Genomic DNA, 19,735 nt, shown 5'->3' on the forward strand with positions numbered 1-19,735 from the left:
CAAAACTTGGTACTCAGAACTCAGGACTCTAGACGCTGGTATTTGATGGCTAAAGGTCAGAGGATTTATTAAACCTATGGCGACAAAATTTCCGAAATTTAGCCAGGATCTCGCACAGGACCCGACGACTCGTCGGATATGGTATGCGATCGCTACAGGCAACGATTTTGAAACCCATGATGGCATCACAGAGGAAAATCTTTACCAAAAGATTTTCGCAACTCACTTCGGTCACTTGGCAATCATCTTCCTGTGGGCATCCAGCCTCCTGTTCCATGTAGCCTGGCAAGGTAACTTTGAACAGTGGATTAAAGATCCCCTTCATATCCGTCCCATCGCCCACGCGATTTGGGACCCCCACTTTGGTAAACCAGCGATCGAAGCTTTTACCCAAGCTGGCGCTAGCAATCCGGTAAACATTACCTACTCTGGTCTTTACCATTGGTGGTATACCATCGGAATGCGGACGAACGGCGAACTATACAACGGTTCAGTATTCCTGTTAATACTGGCAGCCGTACTGTTGTTTGCTGGTTGGCTGCACTTGCAACCCAAGTATCGTCCTAGCTTGGCATGGTTTAAGAGCGCTGAACATCGCCTAAACCACCACCTAGCAGGTCTGTTTGGTGTTAGTTCTCTGGCTTGGGCTGGTCACTTAATTCACGTTGCTGTCCCCGAATCTCGCGGTCAGCACGTAGGTTGGGATAACTTCCTGAATACCCCACCCCACCCAGCAGGTTTGACACCATTCTTTACAGGCAACTGGGGTGTTTACTCTCAAAACCCTGACACTCCTGGACATATCTTTGGGACATCTCAAGGTGCAGGAACTGCAATTCTAAGTTTCTTGGGTGGCTTCCATCCTCAAACAGAAGCTTTGTGGCTGACTGACATGGCTCATCACCACTTGGCGATCGCAGTTATCTTCATTGTTGCCGGTCATCAGTATCGGACTAACTTCGGAATTGGTCACAGCATCAAAGAAATGCTGAACTCCAAAGCTGGGTTAGTACCAGGTACCAACAGTGAAGGTCAGTTCAACCTGCCTCACCAAGGGTTGTATGACACCTATAACAATTCACTGCACTTCCAGTTAGGTATTCACCTAGCTGCTCTGGGAACCATCACCTCTTTGGTGGCACAGCATATGTACGCCATGCCTCCTTATGCATTTATTGCTAAGGACTATACAACTCAGGCAGCGCTGTATACGCACCATCAATATATTGCTGGTTTCTTGATACTTGGTGCTTTTGCTCACGGAGCAATATTCTGGGTACGTGATTACGACCCAGAACAAAACAAGGGCAACGTTCTTGAGCGCGTATTGAAGCATAAAGAAGCGATTATCTCCCACCTTAGCTGGGTATCCCTTTTCTTAGGCTTCCATACCCTCAGCTTGTACGTCCACAATGATGTAGTGGTTGCTTTCGGTACTCCTGAAAAGCAAATCTTGATTGAGCCAGTGTTTGCTCAATTCGTTCAAGCTGCAAACGGTAAAGTACTGTACGGTTTAGATGCTTTGCTATCTAACCCCGATAGTATTGCTTACACAGCATGGCCCAACTACGCTAACGTTTGGCTTCCAGGCTGGTTAGATGCCATCAATGCTGGTACTAACTCCCTGTTCTTAACAATTGGCCCTGGCGACTTCTTGGTTCACCATGCGATCGCTTTAGGTCTGCACACCACCACCTTGATCTTGGTCAAAGGTGCTTTGGATGCCCGTGGTTCTAAGCTGATGCCCGATAAAAAGGACTTCGGCTATGCCTTCCCTTGTGACGGCCCCGGTCGTGGCGGTACTTGCGACATCTCCGGTTGGGATTCCTTCTACCTCGCTGCGTTCTGGATGCTCAATACCCTTGGTTGGGTTACGTTCTACTGGCATTGGAAGCATCTAGGCATTTGGCAAGGCAACGTAGCTCAGTTCAATGAGAACTCTACATATCTCATGGGCTGGTTCCGCGATTACCTCTGGGCTAACTCTGCTCAGTTGATTAACGGTTACAACCCTTACGGCGTGAATAACCTGTCTGTCTGGGCTTGGATGTTCCTGTTTGGACACCTAGTTTGGGCTACTGGCTTCATGTTCTTAATCTCCTGGAGAGGTTACTGGCAAGAGTTGATTGAAACCCTTGTTTGGGCACACGAACGCACTCCTCTAGCTAACCTAGTTCGCTGGAAAGACAAGCCCGTGGCTCTGTCCATCGTTCAAGGTCGTGTGGTTGGTTTAGCTCACTTCACTGTTGGCTACATCGTGACTTACGCAGCATTCTTGATTGCTTCTACTGCTGGTAAGTTCGGTTAATTTCGGCTGCTTGTTTTGTAGATAAGTAATAAAAATCCCCTGCCGCAAGGTGGGGGATTTTTTTTGGGTTTTAGGTGAAGAGGATGGGAACAATAGAGAAGGGGCGGGCAAGATGCCCACCCCACAATAAAGAAAAGTTACAGAAAAATTACAAATAGTTTTGTATTCTGAATGCAAGAGCCAAAGTTGAAAATTTTTCAAAGAAGATTACCTCATTGGGAGTTAGATGGGGCGGTTTATTTCATTACCTTTAATACTTGGGAAAAGTTAGAACTTAGCCTAGAAGCTAGAGAAATAGTTTTTAATTCGTGCTTATTTTTTGATAAAAACAGATATCGAATATTTGTCCTTGTGGTCATGACAAATCATGTGCATCTGCTCATTCAGCCATTACTCAAATCAGAAAATGAGTTTTGGTCATTGAGTAGCATTATGAAAAGTATTAAAGGTTATAGTGCTAAACAAATTCCCAAAGTGATGAAACATATAGGAACAGTTTGGCAAGATGAAAGATATGAGCGTATTGTTAGGAACGATGAAGAGTTTCAACAATATTGGGAATATATCAGGCAAAATCCTGTAAAAGCAGGGTTGTGATCAAGCTCAGAAAATTACCCCTTCTTTTGGCAACTCCCTGAATAATCTCACTTATCACATTCTCTTTTCTCTTGTGGGGTGGGCATCTTGCCCGCCCCTTTGTAGCCTTAAATGCCAGTCTAGAATTGACTATTGAATCAATTTAATTTTCTCTATTGCCTCTGCATATTGTTTTGTATTCTCTTGTTGTAAATAAAGGTTAGCAACTTACTGCCAATCTTTAATTGCACCTTGATTATCTCCTAATTCATAGCGAACCAAAGCCCGATTATCGTAGGCAGCAGCATTTTTTGCGTTTAACTGAATCGCTTTATTATAGTCTTGTAAAGCTCCCTCTGTATCACCTAAATCGGAGCGAGCAACACCTCGATTGCTATGGGAAGTACTAGATATAGGTGCAAGCTTCACTGCTATGTTTAAGTCTTGTAATGCTCCTTGTTTATCTCCTAATTTGCGCCGGAATATAGCGCGATAGTCATAAGCCAAAGGGCTTTTAGGGTCAAGCTCAATTGCTTTATTGCAATCTTCTATAACTCCTGACTCATGGCCTAATTTATCACGAACTTCAGCCCGCTCAATGTATAAATATGGATTTTTAGAATCTAGCTTAATAGCTGTGTTTAGCTTGTCGAAAGCTGCTTTATAATTTCCAGAAGCCCTGTGAGCATTACTTGACTCAATATAGTTTGATAGAGAAATAGAAGATTTCACAGTAGTATAGGCAAACGGGATTATACTCACTCCTATAATTGCTGCACCTATATAAGGTATTAAGAAGTATTTAGACTTGTGATTGTTTAAGTTGCTTGTCATATAAATCACACCGATTTCTTGATTGAATAGAATTTTTTCTGAGAGTAAAAATTTTTTGTAGCATTGTCGGTATTATACTAATGTGATGTACCAAATTTTTGATATTATGCTGATATAAATACTGGCTACTGCTGACTTGACATTATATGCTGGATAATCTTAATGCTTTTGTGGGGTAGGCATCTTGCCAATAACCAAGGGCGGGCAAGATGCCCACCCCACAAGAGATTATTGGATACTATTTTTGATTTGGAAGTCCCCAAAGCCGGGATAATGTTATAACTCTTGAACTCACAACAAATAAATTTAAAATCATATTACACCCAAAATCACGGCGCAATATATCTAGGTGATAGCCTAGAACTAATAAAATCTATTGAAAACAACAGTATTAATCTTATCCTCACATCACCTCCATTTGCTCTGACACGAAAAAAAGAATACGGTAACGAAACTGCTGAAAAATATATTGAGTGGTTTCTACCTTTTGCATCCGAATTTAAAAGAGTTCTCGCAGATAATGGCTCATTCGTACTAGATTTAGGCGGCGCTTACTTACCTGGTAATCCCGTCCGGAGTATCTACCAATACGAACTTTTAGTCAGATTATGCAAAGAAGTAGGTTTCTTTCTTGCTCAAGAATTTTACCACTATAATCCGGCTCGACTGCCAACCCCTGCTGAGTGGGTGACAATCAGGCGGATTCGTGTAAAAGATTCTGTAAATACAGTTTGGTGGTTGTCTAAAACACCGAATCCTAAAGCAGATAACACAAAAGTATTAAAGCCTTATAGCCAAAGTATGAAACAGTTACTCAAAAATGGCTATAAAGCAAAAATACGTCCTAGTGGACATGATATTTCTGATAAATTTCAAAAAGATAATCAAGGTGCAATTCCGCCGAATTTGCTAGAAATTGCTAATACTGAATCGAATAGCGCTTATTTACGACGCTGCAAAACAGCAGAAATTAAACCCCATCCAGCACGCTTTCCTCAAGGGTTCGCCGAGTTCTTCATCAAATTTTTAACTGATCAAGGTGATATGGTATTAGATCCATTTGCAGGTTCTAATACAACCGGCTTTGTTGCTGAAACTCTGCAACGCCGATGGATATCTTTTGAAATTAATGAAAATTATGTAATGGGAAGTCGTTATCGATTTAGCCAATAACCAAATTAAGTAAAGAGTCAGGAGTGAGAAGTTAAAATTGATAACCCTTCGGCAGGCTCAGGGCATCGCTTATAACTCTTAACTCATAGCTACTCAATTAAATTTCTCCATTCACTTGCATTTGATGAACTCGATCGGCTAGCTCTTGACGACCTCGATCATCTAGTTTATCAATAGCTAACATCCCCATCAGAATAACTTCTTTCAGGGTCAAACGTGTGGAATGTGCCTGTTTTTGCACAATCTCTTTAATAATGGGACTGACACCAATCGCTGTACTAGCTCTAGCCACAGAAGAAAAGGAAACACTAATGATTCAGCCTAAATCTTAGCACTTTCAATGAGGTTATTCTCTAGAGCTAAACTTAATTTAAGTGTGTTTCAACTCATACTTCAATGAGTAAACAGAAATTTTAAATTACGTATAGTGAGTTATCAAATTCTCAGTATGGCAAACCTGATACTTGCTCATTGAGGACACGTTATCGTATGATATCAATATTCTCAAAAGTTAAAATTTTGGCTATTTTTTCCAAAATTTCTACTAAGTTCTCAATCGTCATATTAAAGATACGAGCTAATTTTGATATATCAGGGAAGTCAACTGTTGTCGTTTTCTGACGAAGCGCATAACTTGTAACTCTGTTGCAAATTACCTCACAATGGTCAGAAGCTTCTTTTAGTGACCACACTTTCACTTGTGCTTGACAAAACGAAAATGTATACGTATTACGGTAGCTTTCTCGGTCTAGCCAACTCTCACGCGATCGCGACAATTAGCTGAAATCTAGAAACCTAAAATCTGCTGTTTATTTCACATATTAGCAACATCAAAAGCAAAAACCTCTGTTCTTAGATCCTCTAAAATAACTCACTAATCGCCAGTTTGCAAACCTAGTTATATTTGTGATAACTGAGTTAGAAAAAGCGAGTGGCTGATGAAAACAGTGCTTTCAGTAGAAGTATTCGCACAAATAAGACTTGTATACCACCGGGAAAACCCTACTTTAAAGAGATCGTAAATTGTCAAATATAATCTCATGAACACGCTTTACAGAACTATACAGCGTAAATAAGAATAATAACTTAACCGAAGTAAAATTTTCCTGAATACAGCCAATTAATGCCGTCATAAGGAAAAGCAGTGAGTAGAGGAGAGAGAAAGCGATGAGGGACCCTTATCTGTTGGCAGCAGGCTTGTTAACAGGATTAGCAATACCAGCATCGGCTCTTCCACATCTGTCAATTGTCCTGCCAGAAAGTTCTAGATTCCTGTGGGATTTAAAACAAGGTTCGCAGACAATAGTCAGTACAAAAATTATCAAGAGCGTCGACCTTTCCTTACCCGAACTCAGCTCTCAAGCGTTCCAACCCCTAAAAAGTTCGCAGCCAATAGTAAGTGAAAAAAACGTCCCTAGCGTACCAGAATTCAGCACTCAGGGATTACCAGTATCAACAGAGTCATCACTTAACCCCAGCACCCAAGCAACTAGCCTCTTATTGACATCTGGAAATCAACTTTACTACCAAAGATTGGCAGCTCTGAAAACAGGTCAGATTTATACACGCGTAGATAGTGATAATTTGCAATCATTGTGGGAGTCGATCAAGAAACGTCAACTAACTTATGACGACTGGAAAAGTTTATTAGCTTTAGAAGCTAGAGCGATCGCTCAAGGTCAAGGTGCCAATCATCTAAGTATTTTGGTTGGTGATTCTTTGAGCATGTGGTTTCCCAGAGAAAAACTGCCTGCTGGTAAATTGTGGCTCAATCAAGGCATATCTGGAGATACCTCTAGTGGCGTTTTAAAAAGATTGGGGGCATTTTCAGCAACGCGACCAGATGTTATTTACATTATGGCTGGGATTAACGACCTACGAAAAGGCGCTAGTGATGAAACAATTTTGCATAATTATCGCCGGATTGTTCGGCGTTTACGCCAGACTCACCCCAAAGCTCAAATCATTGTCCAATCAATTTTGCCTACTCGTTTACCAAAAATTTCCAATAGCCGTATTCGTCACCTCAACATCCAACTAACCGCGATCGCTAAACAAGAAGGTGCTAATTATCTCAATATTTATAGCTGGTTTACGGATATGGAAGGCAATTTGCGCCCAGAGTTGACCACAGATGGCTTGCACCTGTCTCAAGAGGGATATGATGTGTGGCGAACGGCACTACAGCAGATAGAATACACACTCACTCAGCGTGAGAATTGAGCGATCGCTTTGCTGACACTTAAAGCGATGTCTACGATGGGCTGCGCCTACGCAATTTTTAAATTTATGGAAGTTAGCGATACTGATGCCATCAACATACGTTCTGTAATTGAATACCAATTAGCAGCCTTTAAAAAAGATGATGCCCAAGGCGCTTTTGCCTTTGCTAGTCCGGCGATTCAGGCGCAATTCGGAACACCAGAAAATTTTATGCAGATGGTAAAGACAAGCTATCCAGCAGTATACCGTCCTCGTTCTGTATTTTTTGAGAACATAACAACCATCCAGGGAAACATAACTCAACCAGTGCTGCTACTTGCTCCTGATGGAGTCCCCTTGAGGGCTTTATATTTTATGGAAAAACAGCCTAATAATATCTGGAGAATTAACGGTTGCTTTCTAGTTTCTCTAGAAGGTAAATAAACTCTATATTTATAGAACTAAAATCCTATACTTTAACGCCCAAGGCTTCCCTATTTAAAACCTGATTTAACTTACCGCTACGATAACCTTCTAAATCTAAGGTTACGTAGATAAATCCAAAATCTTGAAATGCCGAAACTAGTGTTTGTAAATCGTTAGTTAATACAAACTCTTTGATTTGTTCTGGTGGTAATTCAATACGTGCTGTATCCCCTTGGGATCGCACGCGCAAATTCTGCCAGCCTAGCTTTCGCAGATAAATTTCTCCTCTACCAACTCGTTGCAACTTAGCGACAGTAATTTCTTCACCGTAAGGAAACCGGGAACTGAGGCAAGGTTGAGCAGGTTTATCCCACCAAGGTAAACCGAGTTGTTGCGAAAGTTGGCGAACTTCAACTTTGGTGACACCCACTTCTGCTAAAGGCGATCGCGCCCCTCTTTCTTTAGCCGCCTGAATTCCTGGGCGATAATCATGCAAATCATCAGCATTCACCCCATCCACCACGTAAGGATAACCCAACTCTAAAGCTAAAGGTTTGAGAGTGTCGTGCAACTCACTTTTGCAAAAATAACAGCGGTTAACTGGGTTAGAAGTGTAATTGGGATTTTCCATCTCGTGAGTCTGGACGATTTTATGAGGAATCCCAATTGTTGCAGCTTGAATTTTCGCGTCTTCCAATTCTTCTGGTAACAGTGAAGGAGAAACAGCCGTGACAGCCAAAGCGCGATCGCCCAACACATCATAAGCAATTTTGGCAACCAAAGTGCTATCAACGCCCCCAGAGTAGGCAATCAACGCCTGCTCCATTTCTGTAAATAAGGCTCTTAATTGCTCAAATTTTTCTGTCAGCATCATTTCCCAATCCTGCCAAAACCTTACAGCACCCAATCATTTATATTGTAGTCATTAGTTATGGAGCATTGGGCATTGGGCATTGGGCATTGGGCATTGGTTATTAATTCTTGTTTCTAACTCCTTCACTCCCTCACCCCCCCCTGCTCCCCTACTCCCCACTCCCCATCAACCAAGGTTGGTGCTTGACTGTACTTAGCCACCAGACTGGCTAAAAGTGGTAAATCAATTGGTTTAGAAATATAGTCATTTACTCCAGCCGCTAGACAGGTTTCGCGATCGCCTTTCATCGCCATTGCTGTTTGAACAATTACCGGAATCGTCCGATATTGCTGATGTTCTCGCAGTTGTTGTACCAAGTTAAGACCATTTCCATCTGCCAAACAAACATCCATTAAAATTACCGCTGGATCTAACTGTGTTAGGGCTTCCCACATCTCGTCAGCATTCTTAACCCAAGTTACTTGATATCCCAATTTTTGTAGATAAATTTGCATCAAATCAGCATTGGGTAAATCATTTTCTACCAGCAAAATTTCTACAGAGGAACTAGGTGTCAAAGGCAGAGGAAATGAGGGAAAATTTGTTTCTCCTGCTTCCTCATCTACCCTCACTGCCATCTCTTGCTTAAGAGGAAGTACAAGAGTAAAACGGGAGCCACGATCTATTTCAGATTCAACTTTCACCCAACCACCGTGAATTTGGGCGAGTTTCTGAGTCACTGCTAAACCCAAACCAGTACCTTCAATACCATCTGCTACGGCCTTGGCAATTTGGAAATATGGCTGAAACAGTTGAACTTGGTCTTCCTGGGAAATGCCAGTGCCAGTATCCCAAACTGTAAAATGCACAAATACACCTTTGGAAGCAATCTGTAAGCCAACACTTCCAATACTTGTAAACTTTAGGGCGTTGAAGAGTAAATTCAACAACATTTGCTTGAGTCGTAAGGGGTCAGCTACTAAGGTTGTAATATCAGGTTCAAGTTCTAGGCACAGTTTCAAACTTTTATTAGCAGCTTTCTCTTTCACCAATGCCAAAACATTGTTACACAACAGTGGGACATCTACTGTTTCCCACTGTACTTCTAGCTGATTTGCTTCAATTTTAGAGAGATCCAAAATATCGTTAATCAGAGCTAGTAAGTGTTTACCGCTAGACTGAATGATATTTAAATACTCTTGCTGCCGTTCTTTAGTTGGTTCGTACCCTGGAGCTAAAAGCAGATGGGTAAACCCAATAATGGAACTAAGCGGTGTACGAATTTCGTGGCTGGTGTTTGCCAGAAACTGATTTTTCAGTTGATTGGTGCGCTCCAATTCTTGATTAGAATTACTTAACTGTTGACACCGTTGCGGCCAAGACAGGATGTGTCTAAGTTGTACCAAGGTTGTAGTACAGCATTTGGCAGACCTTGTTATCAATTGCGATCTGAGTTGAGCTTGCGATTCTATGAACGACTCATGATGAGAACTTAGGGGCGCTGTGGCAAGAATTAGCCAGCCGATAACGCTGCCAGAATCATCCGCCAACCGCCAAGCACTCGGTAGTTGCTGATTCTCAAGCTGTTGTAAATCTTCAATTTTTATGACTTCTTGCAATCTCAACAGCAGCTTTTTTTCTGCTGTCAGCACTTCTAGAAATAAAGGTGGTGAATTTGGGGATGGAGAACCAGAAACATAGCAAACTGTGGCAACAGTTTCTTGTGGTTGACACATAGCGATGCCTACGGCACATTCTGTAAGTGCCAGATTACTGCTGTGAATAGCACTGTTAATCTCGTTAACCACGGTTTGGAAAATTTCCGCTTGTGCTGCTTCTGGCTGTGGGACAGTGTTACAAGCAGAAAGCAAGCAATCATTAAGGCGACTTTGCAACTGGTTTAAGCTGCTCTCCAGCCACAGCTGCGCGCGAAGTTGCTCAATTGTTGTCAAAAGTTTTGGCGTTGCATCTATCAGTGATTTCTGGTCTGGTAAGCTTGAATACTGCTGCATGGTCAACTAGACCGCTGAACAAGTTTAGCTACGCATAAAAATCCCAACAGGATTTTATGTATATTAACGGACAATTCTTTTTTATTTATAAACGATAACTTATGTTGTTATAAACCATAACTTATGATGTCGAGTTTAGCAGCTAGTCCAAAAAAAAATTATTGTATGAACCTAACCTAAAATTTTTTCAACGCAACTGAAAACTTATGGATGCACAATTCGCCCAACTAATCGTGAATGGGATTGCGGTGGGGAGCATTATTGCTCTAGCCGCAGTCGGACTGACTCTTACTTATGGAATTTTACGGCTATCAAACTTTGCTCATGGTGACTTTCTCACTTTAGGAGCCTATCTAACTTGGCTGATAAACACCATTGGAGTCAATATTTGGCTGTCGATGATCCTAGCGGCGGCGGGAACGGTAGCAGCAATGCTGTTATCGGAAAAGTTACTGTGGTCAAAGATGCGCTCTATCCGTGCTACTTCTACTACGCTGATTATTATTTCTATCGGACTTGCCTTATTCATTCGCAATGGGATTATTTTTATCTGGGGTGGCAGGAACCAAAATTATAATTTACCTGTTACTCCGGCTTTAGATATTTTGGGTTTAAAGATACCGCAAAATCAATTATTGGTATTAGGGTTGGCGGTGCTAGCAATTTTGGCGCTGCATTATCTGCTGCAAAATACCAAAATTGGTAAGGCGATGCGAGCAGTTGCCGACGATCTGGACTTAGCTAGAGTTTCAGGTATCAATGTTGACCGAGTTATTTTTTGGACTTGGGTAATTGCTGGCACGATTACGTCATTGGGCGGCAGTATGTATGGGTTAATTACAGCTGTGCGTCCGAACATGGGTTGGTTCTTAATATTACCATTATTTGCCTCAGTAATACTTGGTGGAATTGGCAATCCCTACGGTGCGATCGCAGCAGCTTTTATCATTGGTATCGTCCAGGAAATCAGCACTCCTTGGCTGGGTTCACAATACAAACAAGGTGTAGCACTGTTAATCATGATTTTGGTGCTGCTCATTCGCCCCAAAGGTTTATTCAAAGGAACGATTTGAGCAGCACCACTCCACTTCTAATTATTCAATAATGTGGAAATACCAGGCTGCTACCAGGAAATTGATAGCTAACAAGAATATTGCCCAGCCTGTGCGATAGGCGTAGGGAGGTTTAGCTCCACTGTCGGCAACTGGTAAATCTGTAGGATTCTTCGTTGTTTTAGAGGTCATAATCCGATTCTCCTAATGTCATGACTTTTAAAGAAATACCAAACTGGTGTACCAAATACTCAAATTCTTTAAGAATATTTGTGTGAAGTTGGGAATTGGGCATTGGGAATTGGGAATTGGGCATTGGGCATTGGGCATTGGGCATGGAGAAGAGACAAGGAAGAGGGGGGAGACAAAGGAGAAACTTGTCCCCCTGCCCCTCTGCCCCCCTGCTCCCCCCACTCCCTACTCCCCAATCCCTACTCCCTCCTCTCCAGCATGGTAAGAACTGCGAACCAGAGGCCCAGAACGAACATGGTTGAATCCCATTTCCCATGCTAATCTGCCAAGCCGATCGAATTCCTCTGGAGTCCAATATTTTTGGACTGGCAAATGTTCTAAAGAAGGACGCATATACTGCCCGATAGTCAAGCGATCGCATCCCACAGCCCTTAAATCAGCCATTGCTTCAATAACTTCATCAACTGTTTCTCCGTGTCCCAGCATCAAACCTGATTTGGTGGGAATTGTCGAATCGATTTCTTTAACCGTAGCCAGCACCAAGAGGGAGCGATCGTACTTGGCTCCCCGGCGCACTGGCCCAGTTAACCGCCGCACTGTCTCAATATTGTGATTGAAACAAGCTGGTTTGGCTTTGACAATCATCGCTATCCGCTGGCGTTGACCTTCTTCTCCAACACCAGCACCACCCCAAAAATCTGGGGTCAGCACTTCTATTTGAGTCTCTGGATTCAATTGGCGGATAGTCGCGATCGTCTCTACAAAATGCCCTGCACCCTGGTCAGACAAGTCATCACGGGCTACAGAAGTCAGCACCACATAACGCAATCCCAAAAGCTGCACCGCCTGGGCAACCTTTTCAGGTTCCTCTAAATCAAGAGGCATTGGTGCATGACCTTTATCTACTTGACAGAAAGCACAAGAGCGCGTGCATGTAGGCCCCATTAGCAAAAAAGTTGCAGTTTTTTGGGCATAGCACTCTCCCCGATTGGGACAGCGCCCCTCTTCGCAAATCGTGTGAATTTGGCGCTGCTTAATAATGCGTTGTACGGTAGAGATTTCACTGGCTTTACCAATCGGGCGACGTAACCAGCTAGGCATTGCCCTAATTTCAGACTTTAGGTCGGCTTGTTGTGACGAAATCATAGACATCCAAGCAAGATGCGGATATAGATGTAGTGGTCTGTTGATTAAATATCACAATGACACAAATTTAAAAGAGCGCAAGCAAAAGTTTTGCAAAACACTTCTAACAATGTCATTTATACCGAAATATACTATCCCCCAATTGCTAGAAATTATGTATATAGTGGGAGGATTCTCAAGGACAATCGGCAAAGCCGCTATTTACACTTATAGTTTCTGTTAGAGCAAACAGTCGTGGCAAGCAACAAGATTTTAGTTATCGATGACACTACAGTTGTCAGGGTAAAAGTACGAGAAATGTTGCCTCCGGGCAATTTTGAGGTACTAGAAGCAAAAGACGGTGTGGAAGGACTAAATTTCATCCTTCAGGAAAAACTCAGCCTGATTATGCTGGATTTTCTGTTACCTAAAATGAGTGGCTGGGAAGTTTTCCAGAAAGTTCAAGCCGATCCAGAGTTAAGGAAAATTCCTTTAGTGATCATGTCTGGTCGCAAGGAAGAGGTGACTGAGAAAATCACAGAACCATTTGAATATTTTGAATTTCTGGGCAAACCTTTCGATCAGAAACAACTAATTGGTGCAATTAAGCTAGCTATGGCCAAGGCAAAACAGCCACGCCCAGAACTAGTCGCAGTAGGAGCAGCGGTTGCTGTCAAAAATGGCACAGTAGCAACCTCTGGTGTCGCCAATGGTACGGTAGTAGCTCCTAGCGTTGCAAACTCTAGCGTCACAGCCCCCAGCATCACAACCCCCAGTACTGGAGGAGTCTCCGAGGCAGAAATTAATGCATTGAATGAGAAAATTGTCAAAATGCAAGCAGAAATTGATGGTTTGAAGAAACAGCTTACTCAGGTTGTGACTTTTATTAAACAAAAAATTAAGTAGTATTTGTGCTCGTTATTATTATCGCAGCCAAAAATACACCATCTATACTGGTGTCCGATTAAAAGCGGATAAAAATAGTTAGTTCAAAAACACTTATGTTGATAAATCATCATTATTTAATGAGGTACAGCTTGACCTAAGCTCGGTAAAGCTGTACTTTATCTTCTCTCTTCGTAAGTTCAAAGAAGGGTTGTGTTGAGATTTCGATATGTACTTCACTTGATGAGAAAACATACAGTTTAAGATTCAGATATTTAGTAATAAAAATATATTACAAGTCACATTTTCTAATACAAATTAAACAAAAAAATCCTCTTTCATGATGAGGATAGTCTTTGCGCGGGAATAATAAGCCATAGAAACAATAATTATGAGCATAGTCCGCAATGTTAGTAGTATTAGATACATTATATTCGTTTCCTGGTTATCGCATTACTGAACAAATCTACTCAGGTAGTAAAACCCTAGTTTATCGAGGTATTAGAGAAGAAGACCAAAAATCAGTCGTTCTCAAATTGATGCGGAATGAATATCCTACCTTTGCGGAAATAGCTCAGTTCCGAAATCAATATATCATCACCAAAAACCTCGATTTTCCTGGCATAGTCAAAACCTATAGCTTAGAAAATTACCGTAACAGCTATGTTTTGGTGATGGAAGACTTTGGTGGCATTTCCCTCCAAAACTGGCAAATAGATGACAAAGTAAAAAAGGAAAACTGGCTTTCCCTGAACGAGTTTTTCCACATTGCGATTAAAATTGCTTCTACCCTGGAAAGACTGCATCGCGATCGCATCATTCACAAAGATATCAAGCCTGCCAACATCCTCATCAACCCTAGCACAAATGAAATCAAACTCATCGACTTTAGTATTGCCACCCTTCTGCCAAGAGAAATTCAATTTCTCACGAATCCCAACATCTTAGAAGGTACTCTGGCTTACATTTCCCCAGAACAAACTGGAAGGATGAACCGAGGTATTGACTACCGCACTGATTTTTATTCCCTCGGTGTCACCTTCTTTCAGCTCCTCACCGGACAGTTACCTTTCACCAGCAAAGATCCGACGGAGTTAGTTTACTCTCACATTGCCAAACAACCGCCAAGAGCCAGTCGGATTAACTCCGATATTCCGCTAATTTTGTCTGACATCATCAGCAAGCTGATGGCAAAAAATGCCGAAGACCGCTATCAGAGTGCTTTGGGGTTAAAGCATGACTTGGAGGTGTGCCAAAGCCAGTGGCAAGAAACAGGAAATATTGCACCCTTTAAACTCGGTGTCAGAGACATCTCTGACCGTTTCGTAATTCCCGAAAAACTCTACGGTCGCCAAAGTGAAGTTGAAACTCTACTTGCTGCTTTTAAGCGTGTGACAGACGGGGCAACAGAAATGATATTAGTTGCAGGTTTCTCTGGCATTGGCAAAACTGCCGTGGTTAATGAAGTCCACAAACCTATTGTGCGGCAGCGTAGTTACTTCATCAAAGGAAAATTTGACCAGTTTCAACGTGACATTCCTTTGTCAGGATTAGTGCAAGCCTTTCGGGACTTAATTGGACAACTGCTCTCAGAAACTGATGCTCAAATTCAACAATGGAAATCCAAAATTCTGCGGGAATTAGGTACACAAACACAGGTGATTATTGATGTCATTCCTGAACTCGAACAGATTATTGGTAAACAACCTCAGGTTACAGAACTCTCTGGCAGCGCTGCCAAAAATCGTTTCAATTTATTGTTTCAAAAATTCATCCAAATCTTTACAACTAAAGAACATCCCCTAGTTATCTTTCTCGATGACTTGCAATGGGCAGATACAGCTTCTTTGAAATTAATTCAGTTATTAATGTGTGAAAGTATGTTGTCTTCTATTTCAGAAGAGACAGAACAGATGCGTGAAACAAAAGGGGGTTTCTTATTAGTTGGTTCCTATCGAGATAATGAAATTTCCAAGGCACATCCGCTTTCTTTGACATTACAGGAGATTCAAAAAGCAGGAGTAATCATTAATACAATTACTTTAGCACCTTTAAATCAAGGCGATTTAAATCATCTAATTGCTGAGACACTTCATTGTCCAGAATTGGTTGCTGTTCCTCTCACCCAGATGGTGTTTGCTAAAACTAAAGGCAACCCCTTCTTTTCTGTTCAATTTCTCAAAACTTTACATGATGATGGGCTAATTGTATTAAATTTTGATGCTGGTCATTGGCAGTATGATATTTCAAAAATCAAAGATTTAGCTCTTACAGATGATGTAGTAGAATTTATCGCCCTGCAAATAGAAAAATTGCCAATATATACCCAAAAAGTTTTGAAACTAGCTGCCTGTATTGGAAATCAATTTGACTTAAAAACTCTGGCGATCGTTAATGAAAAATCTGTAGTAGATACAGCATCAGACTTGTGGCAAGCGTTACTTGATGGGCTAATTTTACCACAATCTGAAAATTACAGCATTTTTTCAAAAGATAATACTAATCAAGAATTCATTGTTCATGGAATAGAATCTACACAATGTTCAAATTCTAATTTACAGCTACCCAAGTATAAATTTGTCCATGATAGAGTGCAGCAAGCCGCTTATTCTTTAATTCCTGAAGAACAAAAAAAGCCAATTCACTTAAAAATTGGGCTACTGTTATTGAACAATATTCCTGTTGCAAAACAGGAAGAAAAGATTTTTGAGCTTGTCAATCAGTTTAATATCGCAGTAGAATTCATCTCCCCTCAAGCTAAACGAGATGAACTGGCCCAGATGAATCTAATTGCTGGACGTAAGGCTTTAGCATCAACAGCTTATCCCGCCGCTGTTAAGTATTTAACTATCGGCATCCAATTGCTCGCAAGTGATAGTTGGGAGACTAAATATCAACTAATCCTAGCTTTGTATGAGACAGGAGCAGAGGCTGCGTATCTAGCTGGCGACTTTAGGCAAATGGAGCAATTAGTAGAAGTAGTGTTGGCACGAGCAAAAACACTGCTAGAAAAAGTAAAAGTTTATGAAGTCAAAATTAAAGCTTATGGAGCGCAAAACCAAGCACTAGAATCTGTCAGGACTGCACTAAGTGTTCTAAAATTGTTGGAAGTTGAGTTGCCTGAAAATCCTAGTCAGTCAGATATTCAGCTAGCGATCGCTGAACTAACATTAAATTTAAATGAAAAGCGGATTGAGGATTTAATTGATCTGCCAGAAATGACGGCAGAACAAACATTGGTAGTTATGCGGATTCTATCGAATGCGCTTTTTTTTGCCTATGCAGTTACTCCTGAACTTTTTTTCCTGATTGTTCTTAAACAAATCAACTTATCGCTCAAATATGGCAATGCCCCCTTGTCTGCCTTTGCATACGTTCTTTACGGAACGATCCTCTGTAGTGAAAAGGGAGATATTCAGTCTGGCTATGATTTTGGCAAACTGGCTTTAAGTTTGGTGGCTAAGTACAATGCTAAAGAAGTTGAAGCAAAAGTTATGGAGGTATTTCATGCAGGTATCCGTCATTGGAAGGAGCATCCTAAGGAAACATTAAATACTGTACTAGAAGCTTACTCTCTAGCGATAGAAACAGGAGATTTAGAATTTGCAGCTTTATTTCTTCAGTTTTATTGCTTCTGTTGTTATTCTATTGGTAGAGAACTTACAGGGCTGGAACGCGAGATAGCAAACTACAGCAATGCTTTGAAGCAAATCAAGCAAGAAAGAGCGTTTAACTGGAATTGTATCTATCAACAAAGTGTCTTAAATTTACTGGGGTTTGTAGAAAATCCTTGTCGTTTAATTGGTGCAGCCTATGATGAGGAGAAAATGCTGCCACTGCATTTGGAAGCCAAGGATGGAATCGGACTTTTATATCTATATTTCCATAAACTACATTTATGCTACTTGTTTCAGCAGTTCCCTCAAGCAGCTGAAAATGCCACCCTAGCTGAAAAGTACTTAGATAGTGGTACAGGACAACTAGTTGTTCCTGTTTTCTATTTTTACGATTCTCTGGCCAAACTGGCGGTGTACGCCGATGCACCTGATTCAGAGCAAAAGCGTATTCTCGATCGGGTGCAAGCTAATCAGGAAAAGATGCAATATTGGGCATATCATGCCCCAATGAATAATTGCCATAAATTTTATTTGGTAGAAGCAGAAAGGTATCGAGTTGAAGGGAAATATTTTGAAGCAATGGAAGAATACGACCGTGCTATCTCCCTAGCTGAAGAGCATGACTACAAGAATGAAGTAGCTTTAGCTCAGGAACTTGCAGCTAAATTTTATCTAAAATGGGGCAAGCAGAAAATTGCCCAAACCTACTTAATTGATGCCTATTATGGATACGTTAATTGGGGAGCAAAAGCCAAAGTTGACGATTTAGTAAAACGCTATCCCCAATTACTCACTCCTATATCCCAGCAACAAAAACTGAGTATCCCTGCTAGCGAGGAAAGCGCTTCTTTCAATAGCATATCTATATCATCTTTATCTACTCTAAGTAATCAACAAACTGTTATTGGCTCGAAGACAAGTATTTCTGATTCTCTGGATTTAGCCGCATTCATTAAAGCATCTCACGCACTCTCTGGAGAAATCGAGCTTGAGCGACTACTTTCTACTTTAATGGAAGTTGTTATGGAGAATGCAGGAGCTTCTAAATGCGCTTTAATTTTGAGTGAAGGTGATAACTTAGCATTAACTGTCACAGCAGTTTGTTCAAGTTCAAATTTTGAGCATACCTATACTGAGTTTCCATCAACTTGCCTTGAATCAAGCTACGATGTTCCCATTACTTTGATTAACTATGTTAAACGCTCTAGAGAAATCTTGGTTATTGATGATCCAATAGCTGTTTCTTTTCTAGCAAGTGATAGTTATATCACTAGTGAAGAACCTAAGAGCTTATTGTCTATACCTCTTCTAAATCAAGGTAAATTAATTGGGATTCTTTACCTAGAAAATCGTCTGACAACAGGAGCATTTACACGCGATCGCATAGAAGTTCTCAAACTTCTCACCACTCAAGCAGCAATATCCTTAGAGAATGCTATTCTTTATAAAAACTTGGCACAAGCTAAAGAAAGCTTGGAGGAATACAACCATACCCTAGAGGGAAAGGTTCAGGAAAGAACCCAAGAACTCAATGACAAAAATCAATGTTTACAACAAACTTTACAAGAATTGCAAAGTACCCAAATCCAATTAATTCAAAGTGAAAAAATGTCTTCTTTGGGACAAATGGTGGCGGGAATTGCTCATGAAATAAATAACCCGATTAACTTTATTCATGGCAATATCAATCATGCTAGCGAGTATGTCCAAGAGTTGCTGGATTTGATAGTTATTTATCAGCAAGAATATCCCCATCCATCCCCTCTAATTGAAGAGAAATCTGAGGATATTGACATAGATTTTTTATCAGAAGACCTTCTCAAGATTCTAGATTCCATGAAAGTAGGGAGTTCGCGTATCCGAAATATTGTTTTGGGCTTACGTAACTTTTCTCGCTTAGATGAAGCTGAAATGAAACCTGTAGATGTTCATGAGGGAATAGACAACACCTTAATGATTTTGCAGCACCGACTGAAACCAAATAGCAATTTACTAGAAATTGAAGTCATCAAAAAATATGGACAATTACCGGAAGTTATTTGTTACCCTGGCCAACTAAATCAGGTATTTATGAATATTCTGAGTAATGCAATTGATGCTTTAGAAGAGTTATTTATCATAGCTCATCCATCATTAATAAACGAGCGAGAAGAATTAACAAATGATATAGATACGTCACCGACTTCTCATCGTGTACGACAAATTCACATTTTTACTGAACTAACAAATTCTAATACGGCAATAATTCGGATTACTGATAACGGTTCTGGCATGACAAAAGCCGTGCAGCAGAAAATATTTGACCCATTTTTTACCACCAAGTCAGTAGGAAGTGGTACGGGTTTAGGGTTGTCAATTAGCTACCAGATTGTCGTGGACAAACACAAAGGTAGTTTAACCTGTAATTCTACACCGGGAAAAGGGACTGAGTTTACTATTGAGATACCAATGCAACAGTTAGAGGGTTAGATGAGTAATTG

General features: G+C 41.0%; 14 protein-coding genes. 8 read left to right on the forward strand and 6 right to left on the reverse strand.

The annotated features are described in order from the left end of the window. Positions 1-76 precede the first annotated feature (76 nt). Together psaB and RMZ95_RS06295 are read left to right on the forward strand one after the other, a co-directional pair. Positions 77-2,308, forward strand: a complete 2,232-nt coding sequence (psaB, locus tag RMZ95_RS06290; RefSeq protein WP_322672012.1) for a photosystem I core protein PsaB — start codon at positions 77-79, stop codon at positions 2,306-2,308. A gap of 171 nt (positions 2,309-2,479) precedes the next feature. Next, the gene (locus RMZ95_RS06295) at positions 2,480-2,905 is read left to right on the forward strand and encodes an REP-associated tyrosine transposase (protein WP_322684919.1); all 426 of its coding nucleotides are present in this window, start codon (positions 2,480-2,482) and stop codon (positions 2,903-2,905) included. Between the two features lie 207 nt (positions 2,906-3,112). Here the strand turns inward: RMZ95_RS06295 and RMZ95_RS06300 are convergent, their stop codons facing one another. Further along, positions 3,113-3,718 (reverse strand): tetratricopeptide repeat protein, encoded by a 606-nt coding sequence (locus RMZ95_RS06300; protein ID WP_322672065.1) that lies wholly within the window; start codon positions 3,716-3,718, stop codon positions 3,113-3,115. A 285-nt stretch (positions 3,719-4,003) separates the two neighbouring features. Here RMZ95_RS06300 and RMZ95_RS06305 point away from each other — a divergent pair, with 285 nt between their 5' ends. Further along, positions 4,004-4,891 carry a site-specific DNA-methyltransferase gene (locus RMZ95_RS06305; protein ID WP_322684918.1) on the forward strand — a complete coding sequence of 296 codons (888 nt, stop codon included), beginning with the start codon at positions 4,004-4,006 and terminating at the stop codon, positions 4,889-4,891. Between the two features lie 97 nt (positions 4,892-4,988). On the opposite strand, the gene RMZ95_RS06310 is transcribed toward RMZ95_RS06305, so the two are convergent. Beyond that, positions 4,989-5,183 (reverse strand): hypothetical protein, encoded by a 195-nt coding sequence (locus RMZ95_RS06310; RefSeq protein ID WP_094342069.1) that lies wholly within the window; start codon positions 5,181-5,183, stop codon positions 4,989-4,991. A gap of 875 nt (positions 5,184-6,058) precedes the next feature. Here RMZ95_RS06310 and RMZ95_RS06315 point away from each other — a divergent pair. Together RMZ95_RS06315 and RMZ95_RS06320 are read left to right on the forward strand one after the other, a co-directional pair. Beyond that, a complete protein-coding gene (locus tag RMZ95_RS06315; RefSeq protein ID WP_322672009.1) occupies positions 6,059-7,114 on the forward strand; it encodes an SGNH/GDSL hydrolase family protein in 1,056 nt (351 codons plus the stop codon). Positions 7,115-7,180: 66 nt separating this feature from the next. Then, entirely contained in the window at positions 7,181-7,537 is a 357-nt protein-coding gene (locus RMZ95_RS06320) for a DUF4864 domain-containing protein (protein ID WP_322672064.1), read from the forward strand. A 25-nt stretch (positions 7,538-7,562) separates the two neighbouring features. Here the strand turns inward: RMZ95_RS06320 and larE are convergent, their stop codons facing one another. After that, the gene (gene larE / locus RMZ95_RS06325; RefSeq protein WP_322672063.1) at positions 7,563-8,390 is read right to left on the reverse strand and encodes an ATP-dependent sacrificial sulfur transferase LarE; all 828 of its coding nucleotides are present in this window, start codon (positions 8,388-8,390) and stop codon (positions 7,563-7,565) included. A 125-nt stretch (positions 8,391-8,515) separates the two neighbouring features. Next, positions 8,516-10,384: a hybrid histidine kinase/response regulator HrmK gene (gene hrmK / locus RMZ95_RS06330; protein ID WP_322684917.1), complete on the reverse strand. Its 1,869-nt coding sequence runs from the start codon at positions 10,382-10,384 to the stop codon at positions 8,516-8,518. A gap of 206 nt (positions 10,385-10,590) precedes the next feature. Between hrmK and RMZ95_RS06335 the strand changes: the two genes are divergently transcribed. Then, entirely contained in the window at positions 10,591-11,457 is an 867-nt protein-coding gene (locus RMZ95_RS06335; protein ID WP_322672007.1) for a branched-chain amino acid ABC transporter permease, read from the forward strand. Positions 11,458-11,478: 21 nt separating this feature from the next. Here RMZ95_RS06335 and RMZ95_RS06340 read toward each other — a convergent pair whose 3' ends face one another. Together RMZ95_RS06340 and lipA are read right to left on the reverse strand one after the other, a co-directional pair. Further along, a complete protein-coding gene (locus RMZ95_RS06340; RefSeq protein WP_322669294.1) occupies positions 11,479-11,628 on the reverse strand; it encodes a photosystem I protein PsaX in 150 nt (49 codons plus the stop codon). A gap of 225 nt (positions 11,629-11,853) precedes the next feature. After that, a complete protein-coding gene (gene lipA, locus RMZ95_RS06345) occupies positions 11,854-12,774 on the reverse strand; it encodes a lipoyl synthase (RefSeq protein WP_322684916.1) in 921 nt (306 codons plus the stop codon). Positions 12,775-13,008: 234 nt separating this feature from the next. Between lipA and RMZ95_RS06350 the strand changes: the two genes are divergently transcribed. Beyond that, on the forward strand, positions 13,009-13,659 hold the full coding sequence (locus RMZ95_RS06350) for a response regulator (RefSeq protein WP_322684915.1): 651 nt from the start codon (positions 13,009-13,011) through the stop codon (positions 13,657-13,659). Positions 13,660-14,045: 386 nt separating this feature from the next. Then, complete coding sequence (locus RMZ95_RS06355; protein WP_322684914.1) at positions 14,046-19,724, forward strand: AAA family ATPase; 5,679 nt, start codon at positions 14,046-14,048, stop codon at positions 19,722-19,724. Positions 19,725-19,735 lie beyond the last annotated feature (11 nt).

The organism is Nostoc sp. DedQUE07 (assembly GCF_034530975.2).
Classification (GTDB): Bacteria; Cyanobacteriota; Cyanobacteriia; order Cyanobacteriales; family Nostocaceae; genus Nostoc.

Coding starts and splice junctions, on each gene's coding strand:
- psaB (WP_322672012.1), top strand. CDS start 77: ATGGCGACAAAATTTCCGAAATTTAGCCAGGATCTCGCACAGGACCCG.
- RMZ95_RS06295 (WP_322684919.1), top strand. CDS start 2,480: ATGCAAGAGCCAAAGTTGAAAATTTTTCAAAGAAGATTACCTCATTGG.
- RMZ95_RS06300 (WP_322672065.1), bottom strand. CDS start 3,718: ATGACAAGCAACTTAAACAATCACAAGTCTAAATACTTCTTAATACCT.
- RMZ95_RS06315 (WP_322672009.1), top strand. CDS start 6,059: ATGAGGGACCCTTATCTGTTGGCAGCAGGCTTGTTAACAGGATTAGCA.
- RMZ95_RS06320 (WP_322672064.1), top strand. CDS start 7,181: ATGGAAGTTAGCGATACTGATGCCATCAACATACGTTCTGTAATTGAA.
- larE (WP_322672063.1), bottom strand. CDS start 8,390: ATGCTGACAGAAAAATTTGAGCAATTAAGAGCCTTATTTACAGAAATG.
- hrmK (WP_322684917.1), bottom strand. CDS start 10,384: ATGCAGCAGTATTCAAGCTTACCAGACCAGAAATCACTGATAGATGCA.
- RMZ95_RS06335 (WP_322672007.1), top strand. CDS start 10,591: ATGGATGCACAATTCGCCCAACTAATCGTGAATGGGATTGCGGTGGGG.
- RMZ95_RS06340 (WP_322669294.1), bottom strand. CDS start 11,628: ATGACCTCTAAAACAACGAAGAATCCTACAGATTTACCAGTTGCCGAC.
- lipA (WP_322684916.1), bottom strand. CDS start 12,774: ATGATTTCGTCACAACAAGCCGACCTAAAGTCTGAAATTAGGGCAATG.
- RMZ95_RS06355 (WP_322684914.1), top strand. CDS start 14,046: ATGTTAGTAGTATTAGATACATTATATTCGTTTCCTGGTTATCGCATT.